Origin of the sequence: Kitasatospora sp. NBC_01300 (genome assembly GCF_041435235.1) — a bacterium.
In the GTDB taxonomy this organism is placed as follows: domain Bacteria; phylum Actinomycetota; class Actinomycetes; order Streptomycetales; family Streptomycetaceae; genus Kitasatospora.
In genome coordinates, this window is sequence record NZ_CP108409.1 from 649,715 (window position 1) to 665,831 (window position 16,117).

The window sequence follows — 16,117 nt, forward strand, 5'->3', positions numbered from 1 at the left end:
AGACACATCCGACACAAGGGGAAAAGTCATGGACGAAGAGCAGAAGTACCTGTTCGACCTGCGCGGCTACCTGGTCCTGGAGGACATCCTCTCCGCGCAGGAACTCGCCTCCGTCAACGCCGCCCTCGACGGCCACGGCCTGTGGGACGGCGAGAACAAGCTCGACTACCCGCTGCTCAAGCGGTACAACCCGTTCATCGCCAACGCCGGCCCGCTCCACACCACCCCGCGCCCGGTGCGCGACCTGATCAGCAACCAGAAGGTGCTGCCGCACCTGGAGGAGGTGCTCGGCCCCGACCTGCGCTACGACGAGGGCCAGGTGCTCTACGCCCGCAAGGGCGCCGGAGCGCTGATCCTGCACAACGGCAACACCCCGTGGGAGTACCCCCCGCTGACCTACCAGGTCCGCGACGGCCGGATCTACGGCGGACACCTGATCGTCGCGTTCTGCCTCACCGACGCCCTCGCCGACCAGGGCGGCTTCGCGGTGGTCCCCGGCAGCCACAAGTCGGCCTTCGAGATCCCGGAGGACTTCCAGACCTGGCAGAAGGTCGGCGACTGGGTCTCCCGCGTCCCGGTCAGGGCCGGCTCGGTGGTCCTCTTCGCGGACACCGCCACCCACGGCAGCTGGCCCTGGGCCGCCGACTTCGAACGCCGGGTCGTCTTCTGCCGCTACACCGCGGGCATGGTGCAGCACACCGCTCCCGCGCCCGTGCCCGAGGACCTCCCGGGCGAGGAGTGGACCCCGGTCGAACGCCGGCTGCTCCGCCCGCCGTTCGCCTGGCACTTCCACGACCGGGGCAGGGGCTACACGGAGCAGCAGCGCACCTCCGTGCGCACCGCCGAGGGCTGGACGATGAACGACCACTCCCAGCAGATCATCACGCTCGCGGAGGACGCGGAGAAGTCCGCCGAGGGGCGGGGCTAGCCATGGCGAGCATCACCGTGAGTTCGGTCGGCTACGAGGAGTTCGACCAGCAGCTCGGCAGCGACCCCCTGGGGCTGATGACGCGGCTGCGCGACGAGGGGACGGTCAGCGCCGTCCCGCTGGACGACGGCACCCGGCTGATCGTCGCGGCGGAGCCCGCCGTCGCCGCCGCGGCCCTCGCCCACGGCACCCGCAACCACCGCGGGCTGCTGCGCGAACTGGTGGGCAGCGGGCTGTTCGTGGTCGCCTCCGGGGAGCAGTGGCGCCACCGCCGCGCCCTGCTGCGCCCGATGTTCTCGGCCCGGGCCGTGGCGGAGCTGCACACCCTGGTGCTGGAGAGCGCGGAGGACTTCGTGCGCCGTCGGCTGCTGCCCGCGGCGGGCCGCGAGTTCGACCTCGGACACACCCTCCAGCAGCTGAGCATCGAGATCATCCTCCGGCTCGTGGACCCGGAGTTGACCGGCGCCGAACTGGCCTCCCTGGCCTCGACGGTGGACACGGCCGTCCACTACCTGGACCGGCGGCTGTTCGCCCCGGAGACCGTCACCGACGCGGACGGCGAGGCGTTCGCCCGGGACAGGGCGGTGCTGGAGGAGTTCATCGCGCACCGGGCGGCCCAGGTGCCGGCCGCGGCCGAAGGGGTCCTGCCGTCGCTCGTCGCCGCCCTGCACCAGCGGGGGGACACGCCCGGCGAGCGTGCCGAGGACGTGCTGCGCGAGGAACTGATGTCGATCTTCGTGGCCGGCGTGGAGACCATGGGCACCCTGCTCACCTGGACCTTCCACAACCTGGCCGGCTCGCCCCCGGCCCTGGCCCGCGCCCTCGACGAGGTCCGCTCCACCGACCTCGGCGCCCTGCGCGCCGCGCCGTCGATCCCCCAGGGGACCCTGCCGTACACCCTGGCGGTGGTCGAGGAATCCCTGCGGCTGCACCCGCCCGCGTGGGCGCTCTTCCGCCGCATCGACACCCCCGTCGAAGCGGCCGGCGTCCGGCTGGAGCCCGGCGACCTCGTCCTGGCCAGCACCTACGCCATCCACCGCGCCCCGGCCCTGTGGGAGGCACCCGAGGAGTTCCGCCCGGACCGCTTCCTGGGCCGGCGCCCGCCCGTCCAGCAGTACTTCCCCTTCGGGGCGGGCCCCCACCAGTGCCTGGGGCGGCAGTTCTCGCTGCTGGAGGCGCAACTCGCCACGGCGACGATCCTGGCGCACGGCCGGTTCACCCTGCTGGGCGACCGGGCCTCGACCGGACTCCGGCCGGCCATCGCCCTGACCCCGGACCCCAGCCCGCGCGCCGTGTTCACCCCGCACCCCGGCTCCGACAGCGACAGCGACACCGGCACCGCGGCCATCGGTCTCGGCACCGCCCGCAAGCACCCCACGGGGGCACGATGACGACCGCGCCGCACGCCCGGATCGAGCAGTGCTTCACCGCCGTCGCCGAGGCGTTCCCCGAGCGCGTGGCGTTGGCCGACCGGTACGGCGAGATCCGCTACGGGGAGCTCCTGACGCGGGCGCGCACCGCGGCGGCCTCGCTCCGGGCGAAGGGCGTCGACTCCGGTACCGCCGTGCTGATCGTCGGGCACGGCGACCACCGGACCGTCCTCGCCATGCTGGCCGTCCTGATGGCGGGCGGCTGCTACGTCCCGGTGGACCCCCGGTACCCGGCGGACCGCGTCCGGCTGATGGCCGACACGACCCGGGCGGCCCTGGCCCTGCACGCCGACCGCCCTCCGGTGGCGGACCTGGGCATCCCCGTGCACGACATCGCCGCCCTCCTCGCGGAGCGGACCACCACGGCGGTGCCGTCCGCACCGGCCGGCCCCGACGACCTGGCCTACGTCATGTTCACCTCCGGCACCACGGGAGCCCCCAAGGCCGTGGGCGTCACCCACCGGGGGGTCACCGGGCTGGCGCTCGGGGCGGAGTCCCTGCGGCTGGGCCCCGGCGACGGCGTGCTCCTGCACTCCACCCTCGCCTTCGACGCATCCACGTTCGAGATCTGGTCCCCGCTGCTGGCCGGGGCCCGGATCACGGCCGCGGACCGCCACCCCCTCGCCCTCCACGAACTGGCCGACCTGCTGGCCCGGCCGCAGATCACCACGGCCTGGCTGACGGCCCCGCTGTTCCGCCTCATGGCCACCCACCACGGCCCGGCGCTGGGCACCCTGCGCACCCTCGTCACCGGCGGTGACACCGTCCCGGCCGGCCCCGCGCGCTCCTTCACCGCCGCCCACCCCGCCACCCGGCTGGTCAACGGCTACGGCCCGACCGAGAACACCACCTTCAGCACCCTGGGGGACGCCGCCGCGTGGGACCGCGAGCACTCCACCGCGTTCCCGATCGGCACCGCCATCGCGGGAACGACGTGCCACGTCCTCGACGAACGGCTGCGGCCCGTCGCCCCGGGCGCGGTGGGCGAGCTCTACCTCGGCGGCCCCCGGCTCGCCCGCGGCTACCTGCACGACCCGGCCGCGACCGCCGCGCGGTTCGTCCCCGACCCCTTCTCCGCCCGGCCCGGTGCCCGCATGTACCGCACCGGTGACCGCGTACGGCACCTCCCCGACGGCGCCCTGGACTTCCTCGGGCGCGCCGACGACGAGGTGAAGGTCAGGGGCTTCCGCACCGATCCGGCGGAGGCGGCGGCGGTCCTCGCCGCCGACCCCGCCGTCGACGACGCCGTGGTCCTCGCCGGCACCGGTCCCGACGGCGCCGTCCTGACCGCCTTCCTCACGCCCGCGTCCGTCGACACCGACGCGGTGCGCCGGGGCGCGTGGCAGCGGGCACCGCGCCATCTGGTGGCCGAGCGGATCATCGCGGTCGACGCCCTTCCGCTGGGGCCCACCGGCAAGGTGGACCGCGCCGCCCTCGCCCGCCTCGCGGACGACGCGGACGACACGGACGCCCGGACGCACGGCTCGGACGACACCGCCGCCCCGGGCCACCCCGCACTCGCCGCGGCCTGGGAGTCCCAGACGGGCCACCGCCCGCTGCCCGACTCCGACTTCTTCGCCGAAGGCGGCACCTCCCTGGGGCTGATGCGCCTGGTCGAACAGGTGCGCACCCAGCTCGGACCGACCCTTGACTTCGCCCAGCTCTACGCCGCTCCCACGTACGCCGACCTGTGCCGGCTGACCGCCCCGAGCGCCACCCCGGCACCCCCCGGCGACCGAGCCCAGGAGGCCGTCGCATGACGCAGGTGATGCAGGATCAGGACAATGATCTGGCCAGAATGGACGGCCTGTGGATCCGGGTGATCGAACCCCAGTCACCCGCCCGGCACGCCCGGGACTTCGCCCAGGTCCACACCTGGCTGCGCCAGTACATCAGCCGGCCCCACGACGAGATCGGCCGCACCGGGCCGGTCTGCCCCTTCATCCCGCCCGCCCTCAGCGGCAAGGACGCCCAGTTCAGCTTCCGCTACGACATCACCGGGGAGGACGAGCGGCAGCTGCGCGAGGCCCTGGAGGCGGAGATGTCCACGTTCGCCCTCGGCACCGAGCGCAGCCGCACGCACACCGGAGCCTCCCTCGACTGCCGCATCGTGGTGCTGCCGGCCACCGGGCCGGAGGGCTGGAAGGTCCTCGACGAGGCGTACGAGGACCTGAAGAACAACGCGGTCGCCCACGGCCTGATGGTCGGTCAGTTCCACCCGCACTGCGACGAACGGGCCGTGCGCAACCCGCTCTTCCCCGTCTCCGTGGCCCCCGTCGGCCTGTTCGCCATCCGCCGGATGGCGCCCCACGATGTGCTCTTCTTGTACAAGCACCGCGCCTGGTTCAGGATTTACGATCAGAACTTCCGCGCCCACTACGAACGGGGCCGCGTACGCGACCCGCTCCTGCGCGAGTTGTACGTGACCGCTGTGGAACGTCACGGCCTGCCCGAGCTCGCCCCGAAGGCAAAGGAGAACGACGCGCCGTGACCGAGGACCAGTACCGCATCGTCGTCAACCACGAGGAGCAGTACTCGATCTGGCCCACCTACCACGACGTCCCCCAGGGGTGGCGGACGGTGGGCGAGCCGGCGTCGCGTGAGGACTGCCTGCGCAGGATCGAGGAGGAGTGGGTCGACATGACCCCGAAGTCCGCCCGGCGCGAGGCGGCCCCGGCCGCGACGGCCCCCGCGGGCCCGGCCGGCGCGGCGGGGTCCCCGTGACCGGCACGCTTCCCACGGTCGCCGTCGTCTACGGCAGGGGGTCGGCGGGGCCGGCCGAGATCCTCGGCGCCGCCCGCGGCCTGTGCGACGTGGTCTTCGTCTGCGACCCGGCCGTCCCGGGCGTGGCGCCGCTGCTCGCGGGGATGCGCCGGCGGGCCCGGGTCTGCGAGATCGGCGGACACGACACCGCCGCCGCCGAACTGCTGCGCGAGCACGGCCCGGTGGGCATCGTCACCTTCAGCGAGTACTGCCTCGCCGGCACCGCGCGGCTGGCCGAAGCCCTCGGCCTGCCCTACCACCGGCCGGACACCGTCCGGCTGCTCACCGACAAGGCCGACCAGCGCGCGGCGTTCGCGGCGGCGGGGGTCGACCACACCCCGAGCGTCGTGGTGCGCTCCGCCGCCGAGGTCGACGCCGCCGTGGCCCGCCTGGGCTACCCCGTGGTGCTCAAACCCCGTACCGGGGCGGGCAGCCAGGACACCGTACGGCTGGCGGACGCGGAGCAGCAGCGGCGCGCCCTGGCCGACGTCGGCCTCGCCCCCGGGCCCGGCGAGGGGGAGGCCGGCCCGGGCGGCGGCCCGCGTGACTTCGTCGTGGAGAAGTACCTGCCCGGGGACCCTGCGGTGGCCGGACCGGAGTGGGGGGACTACGTCTCCGTCGAGGCCGTCGTGCAGCACGCGGAGGTCACGACCCTCTGTGTCACCGGCAAGTTCGCCCTGGCGGACCCGCTGCGGGAGACCGGACTGTTCCTGCCCGCCACCCTCACGCCCGCCGTGGAGAAGGACGTCGCCGAGCTCGCGGCGGCCGCGGTCCGGGCGCTCGGCGTGACGACCGGGGTGACCCACACGGAGGTGAAGCTCACCCCGGACGGCCCCCGCGTCATCGAGGTCAACGGCCGCGTCGGCGGGCGCGCGGTGGGCCTGCTGGACCGGGCGCTGGGCATCGATCTGCTCGCCCTCGCCTTCGCGTTGGCCCTGGAGCGCGACGTCGGGCCCGTCACGGCCCCCCGGCCGGCGGCGGTGACCTTCGAGTACTTCATCGTGCCGCCGCGCACCGTCGGCACCGTCCGGGCGATCGACGGCGCCGACGCCGTCCGGGCCCTGCCCGGTGTCGGCGAGGTCGACGTGGCGACGGCCCCGGGGCAACCCGTCGACTGGCGCCACCCCGCACAGCGCCTGGCGTTCGTCCGGGGCGCCGTCGCGACCCATGACGAGCTGCTGCGGCTCATCACGTCCGTCCATGACAGATTCCACCTGGAGTTCGCACCCCAGTGAAGAGAACGTTCCCCACCACAGACCGGCCGCGCACGCCCCGCCGAGGGCGTCGAAGAGCAGGTGCCCCGCAGTGCCCCCCAGTCCTTCATCGTGGAAAAGTGGAACAGCAGAGAGGTAGTCGATGCTCGACAAGGTGCGACAGCCACTGAAACACCGGCCCTTCCGGCGGGTGTGGCTGGGCGAGACCGTCTCCCTGGTGGGGGACTACAGCTTCGAGGTCGCCTTCATCTGGCTGATCCTGAACGAGACCGGATCGACGACCACGCTGGCCACGATCCTGCTCGTCCAGGCCGTCCCCCGGGGCGTGCTGATGCTGGTGGGCGGCGCGGTCACCGACCGGCTGTCCCCGCGCGCCGTCATGTTCTGCTCCCACACGCTCAGGGGGCTCGCCGTCGCCACACTGGGGCTGATCGCCCTGACGGACCACGTGAGCACGTGGCACCTCTACGCCCTCGGCGCGCTCACCGGCATCGCCGAAGCGTTCTTCTGGCCCGCCGCCGGCAGCATCATCCCCTCCCTCCTGCCGCCCGAGCACCTCGCCCGGGGCAACGCGCTCGTCGGCTTCGGAGAGCAGGGGGCCCGGCTGCTGGGACCGATCCTGGGCGGCGCCCTGGTGACCGCGGTGGGGACGTCGACCACCATCCTGCTCAACGCCTTCACCTTCTTCTTCGCCGCCCTGACGGTCTTCGGCGCACCCCGCAGACAACCGGCCGACCAGGCGGGCGACCAGGCCTCCGACCAGGCGGGCGAGGCCGACGAGGGCGCCAAGTCGTTCACGGCGATCCGCCGGGAGATCGTCGAAGGGCTCCGCTACGCCGGACGCAGCCGGGAGATCCGCACCGTCCTCCTGCTGATCGGCGCGGCCGCCCTCAGCTACAGCGGTCTCTTCAGCGTGGGGCTGCCCGCGCTGGCCAAGACCTTCCCCCAGGGCTCGCTCGCGCTGGGCGTCCTGCTGTCCGCCTGGGGGCTGGGGCAGCTGATCGGCACCATCGGCGCGGTCTTCACCGGGCTGCCGCGCCGCTGGGGGCTGCTCATCATCGGGATGACGCTCTGCGAGGGGACCGCCTTCGTGCTGCTGGGCTTCCTTCCCAGCGTGTGGAGCGCGGCGGTGGTGCTCACCCTGCTGGGGATCGGCGTCGCCTACTCCAGCGACGTCGCGCTGCCGACGTTCATCCAGACCAGGACCCCGACGGACGTGCTGGGCCGGGTCAGCAGCGTGATGGAACTGCCCCGGGCCACGCTGGAGCCGCTCTCCATCGCGGCCATGGGCCTGCTGGTCGGCTGGGACATACAGTGGGCGTTCGTGCTGGCCGCGATCCCCATGCTGGCCGTCGGCCTCCACCTGGCCCTCGACCGCGAGGCCCGCGCGCTGAGCACCACGGCCTCGGAGGACCATCCGGCGGCGAAGGACCCGGATCCCCTCGTCTTATAGGCCCTGTCCGCCGATGGCGGCCGACGATCTCGAATGACCGCGCTTTCCGGCTGAAACCCCGGATTTCTCGGACAATGCGACGGAACATCGTTATCGAACCTCATCCGAAACGGGTTCGGCCGAGGCCACCGCCGGGCCGGTGGTGGCCTCGGCCAACGGATGTAGCGGCTCACGGGTTCACGGTCCCGAGCAGAAGATTCGGGCAAGGAATTCCCCCTGGTCAAAGGAGTGCGGCAATACCAGAATTGTGAAGTGTGCATGGCATTTGCCCCTTGCTTACTTGATTCGCCCGAATCCCTTCCGTTCCCGGAGCGAATCTGACAGCATCGTCCGCTATCCGGCGACCGAATGTCGGTGATCACTGCGCCGGTGCGCCCACGGGTATCCGTCCACGGCCGAGATGTGCCTGGATCGGATCAACGGGTGGGCCGGGATGCGACCGGGGGGAGAACCTGATGCTCGGCTTCGTCGTGCGCCGACCGCGCGGGCGACTGCCGCTGGCGGCTGCCGCCCCGCCGCTGTCGGCCTTCCTCATCGGACGCCGCCGTCGGGACGTGGCCACCCGGCCGCGCCACGTGGAGGAGATGTGACCCCCCAGACCGGCACCACCGTGCCCACCACCGCGCCCATCCCCGGGGCAGCTCCCGGGACACCCCACCGCCCCGCGGGCTGGGTCCGCACCAGGCTGCGGGCGAATCCCCTGGCCGCGCTGCTCATGGCGGCCCTGGCGTTCGTCGCCGTCTTCCTCGCGGCGGCCTTCCCCCGCGTCGCGGACCGGGGAGCGGACACGGCGCTCCAGGACTTCGTCGGTCAGAAGGGCTTCAACCAGACCAGCCTGCAGACCACGTCCAAGACCCGGGACGACGACAAGGCCGCCGAACTCGACCGGGTGCAGCAACAGCTCACCGAGCTGGTCGGCCGACAGCTGACGCTGACCCAGCCGGGCCAGGCCCACGGCGCCCGCGCCGTGGGCGACCGCGGCATGGGCAATCCGGAGTACGACCGGTTCGCGGAAAGGAGGACCGACCCGGTCCTCGGCCTGCTCTACCTGCACGACCTGGCCGCCCGGGCCACCCTCACCGACGGCACCTGGCCGACCCCCGCCGCCGCCGGCGCTCCGCTGCCGATCGTGATCAGCAAGAAGGCCGCCGAGAGCATCCACATCAAGCTCGGTGACGTCATCGACAACGGCACCGAGGGTTCGGGCGCCAAGCGGACCACCGTGGTGGTCGGCCTCTACCGGATCAACGACCCCCAGGACCCGTTCTGGGAGGAGCTCGGCTGCCCGGCCCGCGCCTGTCTGAGGGCCGAACCCGAGCACGAGCACTGGATGACCAGCGGATTCGTCGACGGCGACAGCCTGCCCGCGCTGGCCCGCTGGGGTTCGAACGCCGAGAACTTCTGGCGGCTGCCCGTCGACGCCGCCTCGCTGCACGCCGACCGGCTCGACCGCACCCGCGGCATCCTCAGCTCCTTCCAGACCGGGCGCGACGCCACCGCCCTGGCCGACGCCACCCGCCGTGCCGACCTGCACACCTCCTCGGGCCTTCCCGAGATCCTCAGCCGGGCGGACGACCGCTACCAGGCCTCGCTGCCGCTCAGCACGATCGGCCCGGCCGCCGTCGCGGGCGTCGCCACCGTGGTGCTGTTCCTGGCCGCCGCCCTCACCACCGACCGGCGCGCCGCCGAGATCAGGCTGCTCCAAGCCCGCGGCGGCTCCCGTCGCGGGGTGCTGCGACGGCTGATCGGCGAGGGTGCCGTCACCGTCCTGCCCGCCGCCGTACTCGCGACGGCCCTCGCCCTGGTACTGCTACCTACCCCCCGGTGGGACCGCTCGGTACTGGCGGCCCTCGTCGCGGCCCTGATCGCACTGCTGGCCTTCCCGGCCCGCGCGGCCCTGCTGTGGGCACGCCGGCGGGCGGGCGGCGGCCGACGCCGCCTGGTCGGCGAACTCGCCGTCCTGGCGGTCACCGCCGCAGCCGTGGCCGAGGTCCGGCACCGGGGCGTCGGCACCGGCTCCGGGCTGGACCCACTGCTGGTGGCCGCCCCGCTCCTGCTCGCCGTCACCGGCGGGCTGCTGCTGGCCCGGGTCGAGCCGGTGGTGGTCGGCTGGCTGGCCGCCCTCGTCGGCCGGGGTCGCGGCCTGATCGGCTTCCTCGGCCTGGCCCGCGCCGCCCGCGACAACTCGGGCCGCCGCCGGCCCTCCGCCCTGCCGCTGCTCGCCCTGGTCATCGCCGTCACCACGACCGGCTTCGGCGCCACCGTGCTCGACACCGTCGATCACTCGCGGACCCGCGCCGCGCGCATCGCCACGGGCGGGGACATCGGCGTCTCCCTCCCGGGCTACGCCACCCTGTCCGAGTCGTTCACCCAGACCGCCGACGCCCTGCCGGGCGTGCGGGCCTCGACCGCGGCCTGGGTCGAGCCCAGCGCCCGCATCGCCGGCGCCGACCAGCGCTACATCGAGGCCTACCTGGTGATGGTGACCGATCCGGCGGCGTACGCCGAGATCGCCCGGACCCTCGGGGCCGGCGAGTTCGATCCGGCGAAGCTGGCCGGGGCGCCCGGCGGCCGGGACACCCCGGTGCCCGCGCTGGTCAGCCGCGACCTGACCGAGCGCCTGACCGCAGGGGCGTCCCAGGTGCGCACGCCCAACGGCAACGACCTGCGCCTCGCCGTCGCCGGGACGGTCGGCGCCACCCCCGCCCTGCCGGACCCGGGCAAGCCGTTCGTCGTCGTTCCCGCCGGCCCCGCCTGGGAGCGACTGCCCGACGCCAAGCGGGTGAACAAGTGGTTCGCCGTCGGCGAGGTCGACCCCGACGGGGTCAGGGCGGCGCTGCGGAACAACGGCGGGGTCGAGCCGACCGGCCTGGCCAAGATGATCGCGGACGACGCCGCGGCCGTCGGCAAGGCCGTCGGCGGCCTGCCCGCGGGGTACACGGTGCACAGCAGCCGGGAGACCACGGCCGAGCTCGGCAACGACCCGCTGCAGCACGCCGCCGGGCGGCTGTTCTGGTACTCGGGTGCCGCCGGCGCCGGGTTCGCCCTGCTCGCCGTGCTGCTGACGCTGTTCCGGGCCGCACCCGACCGCACGGCCGTGCTCGCCCGGCTGCGCACCATGGGCCTGCGGCCCCGCCAGGGGCTGGCACTGATCGTCGCCGAGGCGCTGCCGCAGACCCTGGCGGCCGCCGTCGGCGGCGGGCTGGTCGCGGTGGCGGCGGTCGCCCTGCTGGGCGGCGCGTTCGACATCTCGACCCTGGTCGGCGCCAGGGTCGGGGAGGTCGTCACCCCCACGCTGATGCCGGTGCTGCTGCCCACCGCGGGCCTGGCCCTGCTGGTCGGCCTCGGGGTGGTGCTGGAGACGCTGGTCGCCGGCCGGCGCCAGATCGCCACCGAACTGCGGGCGGGCGAGCAGTCGTGACACCGCGACGGCGGCTCTCCGCGATCACCGGCTGACCGGCCCCCGACCCCGTGGTCGGGGGAACGCGGGCGCGTCGGACTGCTCCCGGGCTGTCCGACGCGCCACCGCGTTCTGGCCGCGCCTCAGTCCTGGTCCAGCTTGGACAGGGCGTCGGTGATCAGGCGGGTGGCGAAGTCGTGGTCGTCGCCGGACACCCGGTTGACGTGCTCCGCGAGCAGGGTGGCCGTGGCTTCCAGGGGGTTCATCTCGGCGTCCGTCCAGGGCCCGTACTGCGCGCGCCACAGGTTGGGGCTCAGGCCGCTGCCAGCGGCGATCACCAGGCCGGCCATGGTGGGGATGACCTCGGGGCGGAAGGTCCTGGGCATCATCCGCATCGTGGCCACGAGGGTGGGCACCACGTGCTCGATGACGTCCTTGTCGTGCTCCTCGCAGGCCGACCGCAGCCAGTTCATGAACAGGTAGATGAGCGTGCACGCGCCGTCCAGCAGCGCGTTGAACTCTTCGGGGCCCACGGCTGCGGCGAACTCGTCGACCAGCCGCTGCTGTTCGGGGTCCGTCCCGGTCCTACCGTCGTAGATGGCCTTGAGCCGGGAGTCGATCATCATGAGCGCGGTGCTCACATCGCCGACGGCGGCGTATCGGGGGTCACAAGGCGATGACACGGGACTCCTCCTCACACGGCCGCGGCGGGTGCGCGGCAGGTCCGGTCGCAGGGTTCTTCGGCCGGTCGGGTCACCCGCCCGACGGTACCGCTCCCCGTTGCGGCCGGGCGCCCGTTCCCGCCCCTCGCCCACGCCCCGGCGGGCCGCCCGCGCTCACCCGGCCGCGGCGGCATTCCGCAGGTCCCGGTGGTACGGCGGATCGCCGGGGGCGGCGGTGCGGCCTCGGCGATCCGGTTCCACCCGTCAACGGTTCGCCCTCAGAACGTCATCAGTACGGGTGAGCCGTCCGCGCGGTCGCGACGGCGCTCGGGGCGGCGGAGGATGAGGGTACGGGCGGGACGCGATGCGGAAGGGGCGTGACGCCATGGACGTCGGACCGGTCGAGTACGCCGTCATGGCCTTTCCGGGCAACCGGTTCCGGGGGGCGATCCTGCCGGAGCTCAGGCGCCTGACCTCCGAGGGGATCATCCGCATCCTCGACCTCACCTTCATCAAGAGGGACGAGCAGGGCGCGGTCCGCGTCCTCGAACTCGATGCCCTGGACAGCGACGAAGCCGCCGGGTTCGCCGAGCTGGACGGCGAGATCATGGGCCTGCTGAGCGACGAGGACCTGGCCAGCATCTGCGACGAGATCCCGGCGGGGTGCTCGGCGGCGATCATCGTCTGGGAGCACCGCTGGGCCGCGCCGCTGCTGCGGGCGCTCGACGACGCGGACGGGATCCTGGTCACGCGCGAGCACGTGCCGCACACCGTGGTGGCGGCCGACCTCGCCGCGATCGGACTCTAGAAGGAGGCTGTCATGATCGGCCGCCGTCTGTCGCGCAGCGGACGCCCGGGGCTCATCGGCACCGCCGCCCGCACCGCCGTCATCGCCGGGACCGCCACCTCCGTGTCGAGCCGGGTCGCCGCCCGGCACCAGCAGGCCACCGCGCAGGCGGCCCCGGCACCACCGCCGCCCGCACCCGCGCCTGCACCTCAGGCCGCGCCGAACGCCGGATCGAACGACCAGACACTCGCCCAGCTCGAACGCCTCGTCGAACTGCGGCAGAGCGGGATGCTGACCGACGACGAGTTCACGGCGGCCAAGCAACGCCTGCTCACCTCGTGAACCCCCTCCGCCCGACGGTTCCCGCACGGGGGCAGGGCCCGACCGGGCCCGCGCGCCGCGCCGCCGTGGTGCGGTGATGGAGCCCGTGACGGCGGTGCTCGCCGAACTCGTCGAACGGCACCGCGCCGACACCGCCGGTGACGTCGCCCGCTACATCCCCGAACTCGCCCGCGCCGACCCGCACGCCTTCGGCCTCGCCATGGTCAGCGTCCAGGGCCACGCCTACCAGGCCGGTGACGCGTCGGCCGCCTTCACGATCCAGTCGGTCTCGAAGCCCTTCGTGTACTCGCTGGCACTGTCGGAGCTGGGCCTGGCGGAGGTGGCCAGGAGGGTCGGGTTCGAGCCGAGCGGGGAGCCGTTCAACGCGATCAGCCTGGAGGCGGGCACCGGGCGCCCGGCGAACCCGCTGATCAACGCCGGGGCGATCGTGACGACCGCGCTGATCGGCGGAGACTCCGAGACCGCGTTCGAACGGATCCGCGACACCCTGTCGGGCTTCGCCGGCCGCCGGCTGACGGTCGACGAGGACGTCTACCGGTCGGAGGCCGCCACCGGGGACCGCAACCGGGCGCTGGCCTACCTCACGCTCTCCCAGGGCGTGCTGGAGCGCCCGGCCCAGCAGGCCTGCGACGTGTACTTCCGCCAGTGCGCGATCGAGGTCACCGCCGTCGACCTGGCCGTCATGGGCGCCACGCTGGCCAACGGCGGGCGCAACCCGGTGACCGGGCGCAGCGTCGTGGACGCCGACGCGGCGAGCGCGACGCTGTCGGTCATGGCCACCTGCGGCATGTACGACCACAGCGGCGAATGGATGCTGAGAGTGGGCCTGCCCGCCAAGAGCGGCGTCGGCGGAGGGGTCTGTGCCGTGAGCCCCGGTCAGTTCGGCGTCGGCGTGTTCAGCCCGCCGCTGGACCCTCGGGGCAACAGCGTCCGCGCGAGCGCCGTCCTGCGGGAGCTGTCCGCCGAACTGGGCCTGCACGTCCTGCGGCACACCGAGCGCGCGCGCTCACCGCTCCAGGCGGTGCGCACCGACCACGGCGCGCACCACCTGGAGCTGTTGGGCGACCTCGGTTTCGCGGCCGCCGAGGAGATCGTCCACCGCGTCCGCCGGCTGGCCCGCGATCAGCCCCGGCCGCTGGTCACGGTCGACCTCTCCCACGTCACCGCCGTGCGCCCGATCGCCCGCAGGCTGCTGGCCGACTGCGCCGCCGGCCTCCGGGCCCGGACGACGGTGCGCTTCGTCGACCCCGCGGGCCTGGTCCGGGGGCCGTCCGCAGGCCGGAGCGACGCCCCGGCTGATTAGCCGTCCTCACAGCGGCCAGACCAGGGGAACGACGGTCATGGCGACGACGAGGTACCAGAGCAGGACCGGCAGGCCGAGCCGCCAGTAGTCACCGAACCGGTAGCCGCCGGGGCTCATGACCATGAGGTTCGCGGCGGTGGCCACCGGGGTGAGCAGGGCCGCCGCGGCGGGGACCGCGACGCACATCAGGACGGGCAGGACGGAGACCCCGGCATCGCCGGCGGCGTTGACGGCGATCGGGGCGACGATCAGCGCGGTCGCCATGTTGCTGATGAACTGGCCCAGGACGGCGGTGAGGAGGAACACCGCGAGCAGCAGCAGCCGGCCGTTGCCGGAGGCCGCGGTGACGACGAGGTGGGCGACCTCCTCCGCCGCTCCGGAGGACTTCATGGCCTCGGAGAGCGGGAACATGCCGCCGACGATGACCAGGGTGGTCCAGGAGATGCCGCCGTAGGCCTGGTCGACGCGCACCACGCCAAGGGCGACCAGGAGCAGCGCCGCGAGGGTCGCGGCGACGGCCGGCGGCGTGGCGCCGGAGGCGAGCAGAGCGATCATGCCGCCGAGCACGGCGAGGGCGCGCACGGCGGCACCCCCTGGCGGGGCGGCCTGCCCGCGGATGCCGGAGGGCTGGTCGACGGCCAGCACACCGGGGCGGGCACTGGCGCGCTCGAGTTCGTCCCACCGGCCGCGGAGCAGCAGGTGGTCGCCCGGAGCGAGCGTCAGGGGCTGGGGGCCCACGGGTCGGTCCTGGCGGTGCACGGCGAGGAGGGCCAGGTCGCCGGTGCGGTCGGCCATCCCGGCGAAGGCGGTCATGCCCGCGAAGGAGGAACGCGGGCTGACGACGAGTTCGAGCAGGCCCGTGTGCTGGTCCAGGAGGACGCTCGCGAGGTGGTCGTCCAGCGGCGGGGGCAGGGGCTCCAAGCGGTGGCGGTCGCTGAAACCGTCGATGGCGGCCGGGGTGCCCCGGAGGATGACGATGTCCCCGGCGGCGAGGGGCCCGGTGCCCCGTGGGTCGTGGCCGTCGGCGGTCATGGCTCCGAGTACCAGCACCCCGTCCCGGGCCGTGGCGGCGAGCTGCTCGACCGACGCGCCGATCGCGTCCGAGCCCTGCGGGACCTGCCGGGCGGCCGAGTCGCGGGTCAGCGCGTAGTGGTCGATCAGGGTGCGGGCGTGCCGGCTCAGGTCGGCCGGGAGGGCGTCGGGTGTGCGGGCGGGCAGCAGGGCCCGCCCGAGGAACGCGCAGATGGCGACGGTGCCGGCCAGCACCGGGAGTCCCACCACCGCGAACTCGAAGAACCCGAAGGGCCGGGCGCCGGCCGCTGCCGCGCTCTCGGAGACGATCACGTTGATGGGTGACCCGATGAGGAGCAGCAGCGAGCCGGCGTGTGCGGCGAAGGCCAGCGGCATCGCGAGCCTGGAGACGGGCAGACGGTGGCGGACGGCGAGCAGCACGGTCATCGGCAGCAGAGCCGCGACGGCTCCGTTGACCGTGATCAGGGCCGTGAGCAGGGCGGCCGCGAGCATGGTGAGGACGAGCAGGCGGCGCTCGCCGGTGCCGGCGAGCGCCGCCAGTGCCCGGCCCGCCCAGGTCGTGACGCCGGTGGCCTGGAGGGCGGTGCTGAGCACGAAGAGGGCGGCGACGAGGGCGACCACCGGATCGCCGAACCCGGCGAAGACCCGGTCGGCGGGCAGCAGCCCGACGGCCGGCAGCAGCAGGGCGGAGCCGAGCGCGACGAGCTCGACGGGCCACCGGTTCCACACGAACAGGGCGATGACCACGGCCAGCACGAGCAGGCACAGGGCGGCGTCGCTCACCGTCTCACCCCGCCGGTGGG

At 73.9% G+C, this 16,117-nt stretch carries 14 protein-coding genes; 12 read left to right on the forward strand and 2 right to left on the reverse strand.

The window, feature by feature from the left end; all coding sequences use genetic code 11:
• Nucleotides 1–28 precede the first annotated feature (28 nt).
• The 9 genes from OG556_RS36520 to OG556_RS36560 all read left to right on the forward strand — a co-directional run bounded on the left by OG556_RS36520 (nt 29) and on the right by OG556_RS36560 (nt 11,209).
• The gene (locus OG556_RS36520; protein ID WP_331744099.1) at nt 29–928 is read left to right on the forward strand and encodes a phytanoyl-CoA dioxygenase family protein; all 900 of its coding nucleotides are present in this window, start codon (nt 29–31) and stop codon (nt 926–928) included.
• 2 nt (nt 929–930) lie between these two features.
• Nucleotides 931–2,319, forward strand: a complete 1,389-nt coding sequence (locus OG556_RS36525) for a cytochrome P450 (protein ID WP_331744101.1) — start codon at nt 931–933, stop codon at nt 2,317–2,319.
• Nucleotides 2,316–4,118, forward strand: a complete 1,803-nt coding sequence (locus OG556_RS36530; RefSeq protein WP_331744103.1) for a non-ribosomal peptide synthetase — start codon at nt 2,316–2,318, stop codon at nt 4,116–4,118. Before OG556_RS36525 ends, OG556_RS36530 begins: the two co-directional genes overlap by 4 nt.
• A complete protein-coding gene (locus tag OG556_RS36535) occupies nt 4,115–4,849 on the forward strand; it encodes a DUF6875 domain-containing protein (protein WP_331744105.1) in 735 nt (244 codons plus the stop codon). The genes OG556_RS36530 and OG556_RS36535 overlap by 4 nt, the downstream gene beginning before the upstream one ends.
• Nucleotides 4,846–5,082, forward strand: coding sequence for an MbtH family NRPS accessory protein (locus tag OG556_RS36540; protein WP_331744107.1), 237 nt, complete (start codon nt 4,846–4,848; stop codon nt 5,080–5,082). Before OG556_RS36535 ends, OG556_RS36540 begins: the two co-directional genes overlap by 4 nt.
• Complete coding sequence (locus OG556_RS36545; protein ID WP_331744110.1) at nt 5,079–6,356, forward strand: ATP-grasp domain-containing protein; 1,278 nt, start codon at nt 5,079–5,081, stop codon at nt 6,354–6,356. The genes OG556_RS36540 and OG556_RS36545 overlap by 4 nt, the downstream gene beginning before the upstream one ends.
• Before the next feature lie 133 nt (nt 6,357–6,489).
• Nucleotides 6,490–7,788 (forward strand): MFS transporter, encoded by a 1,299-nt coding sequence (locus OG556_RS36550; protein WP_371523101.1) that lies wholly within the window; start codon nt 6,490–6,492, stop codon nt 7,786–7,788.
• A gap of 455 nt (nt 7,789–8,243) precedes the next feature.
• Complete coding sequence (locus OG556_RS36555) at nt 8,244–8,378, forward strand: hypothetical protein (RefSeq protein WP_331744114.1); 135 nt, start codon at nt 8,244–8,246, stop codon at nt 8,376–8,378.
• Nucleotides 8,375–11,209, forward strand: a complete 2,835-nt coding sequence (locus OG556_RS36560; protein WP_331744116.1) for a hypothetical protein — start codon at nt 8,375–8,377, stop codon at nt 11,207–11,209. The genes OG556_RS36555 and OG556_RS36560 overlap by 4 nt, the downstream gene beginning before the upstream one ends.
• Before the next feature lie 122 nt (nt 11,210–11,331).
• On the opposite strand, the gene OG556_RS36565 is transcribed toward OG556_RS36560, so the two are convergent.
• Entirely contained in the window at nt 11,332–11,871 is a 540-nt protein-coding gene (locus OG556_RS36565) for a hypothetical protein (RefSeq protein WP_331744119.1), read from the reverse strand.
• 364 nt (nt 11,872–12,235) lie between these two features.
• On the opposite strand from OG556_RS36565, the gene OG556_RS36570 reads away from it, so the two are divergent.
• The 3 genes from OG556_RS36570 (at nt 12,236) to glsA (ending at nt 14,282) form a co-directional block, all read left to right on the forward strand.
• Nucleotides 12,236–12,658 (forward strand): DUF6325 family protein, encoded by a 423-nt coding sequence (locus OG556_RS36570; protein WP_331744121.1) that lies wholly within the window; start codon nt 12,236–12,238, stop codon nt 12,656–12,658.
• Between the two features lie 12 nt (nt 12,659–12,670).
• Nucleotides 12,671–12,979 (forward strand): SHOCT domain-containing protein, encoded by a 309-nt coding sequence (locus OG556_RS36575; RefSeq protein WP_331744123.1) that lies wholly within the window; start codon nt 12,671–12,673, stop codon nt 12,977–12,979.
• Between the two features lie 76 nt (nt 12,980–13,055).
• On the forward strand, nt 13,056–14,282 hold the full coding sequence (glsA, locus tag OG556_RS36580) for a glutaminase A (RefSeq protein ID WP_331744125.1): 1,227 nt from the start codon (nt 13,056–13,058) through the stop codon (nt 14,280–14,282).
• A 6-nt stretch (nt 14,283–14,288) separates the two neighbouring features.
• Here glsA and OG556_RS36585 read toward each other — a convergent pair whose 3' ends face one another.
• Complete coding sequence (locus OG556_RS36585; protein WP_331744126.1) at nt 14,289–16,097, reverse strand: SLC13 family permease; 1,809 nt, start codon at nt 16,095–16,097, stop codon at nt 14,289–14,291.
• Nucleotides 16,098–16,117: the final 20 nt, after the last annotated feature.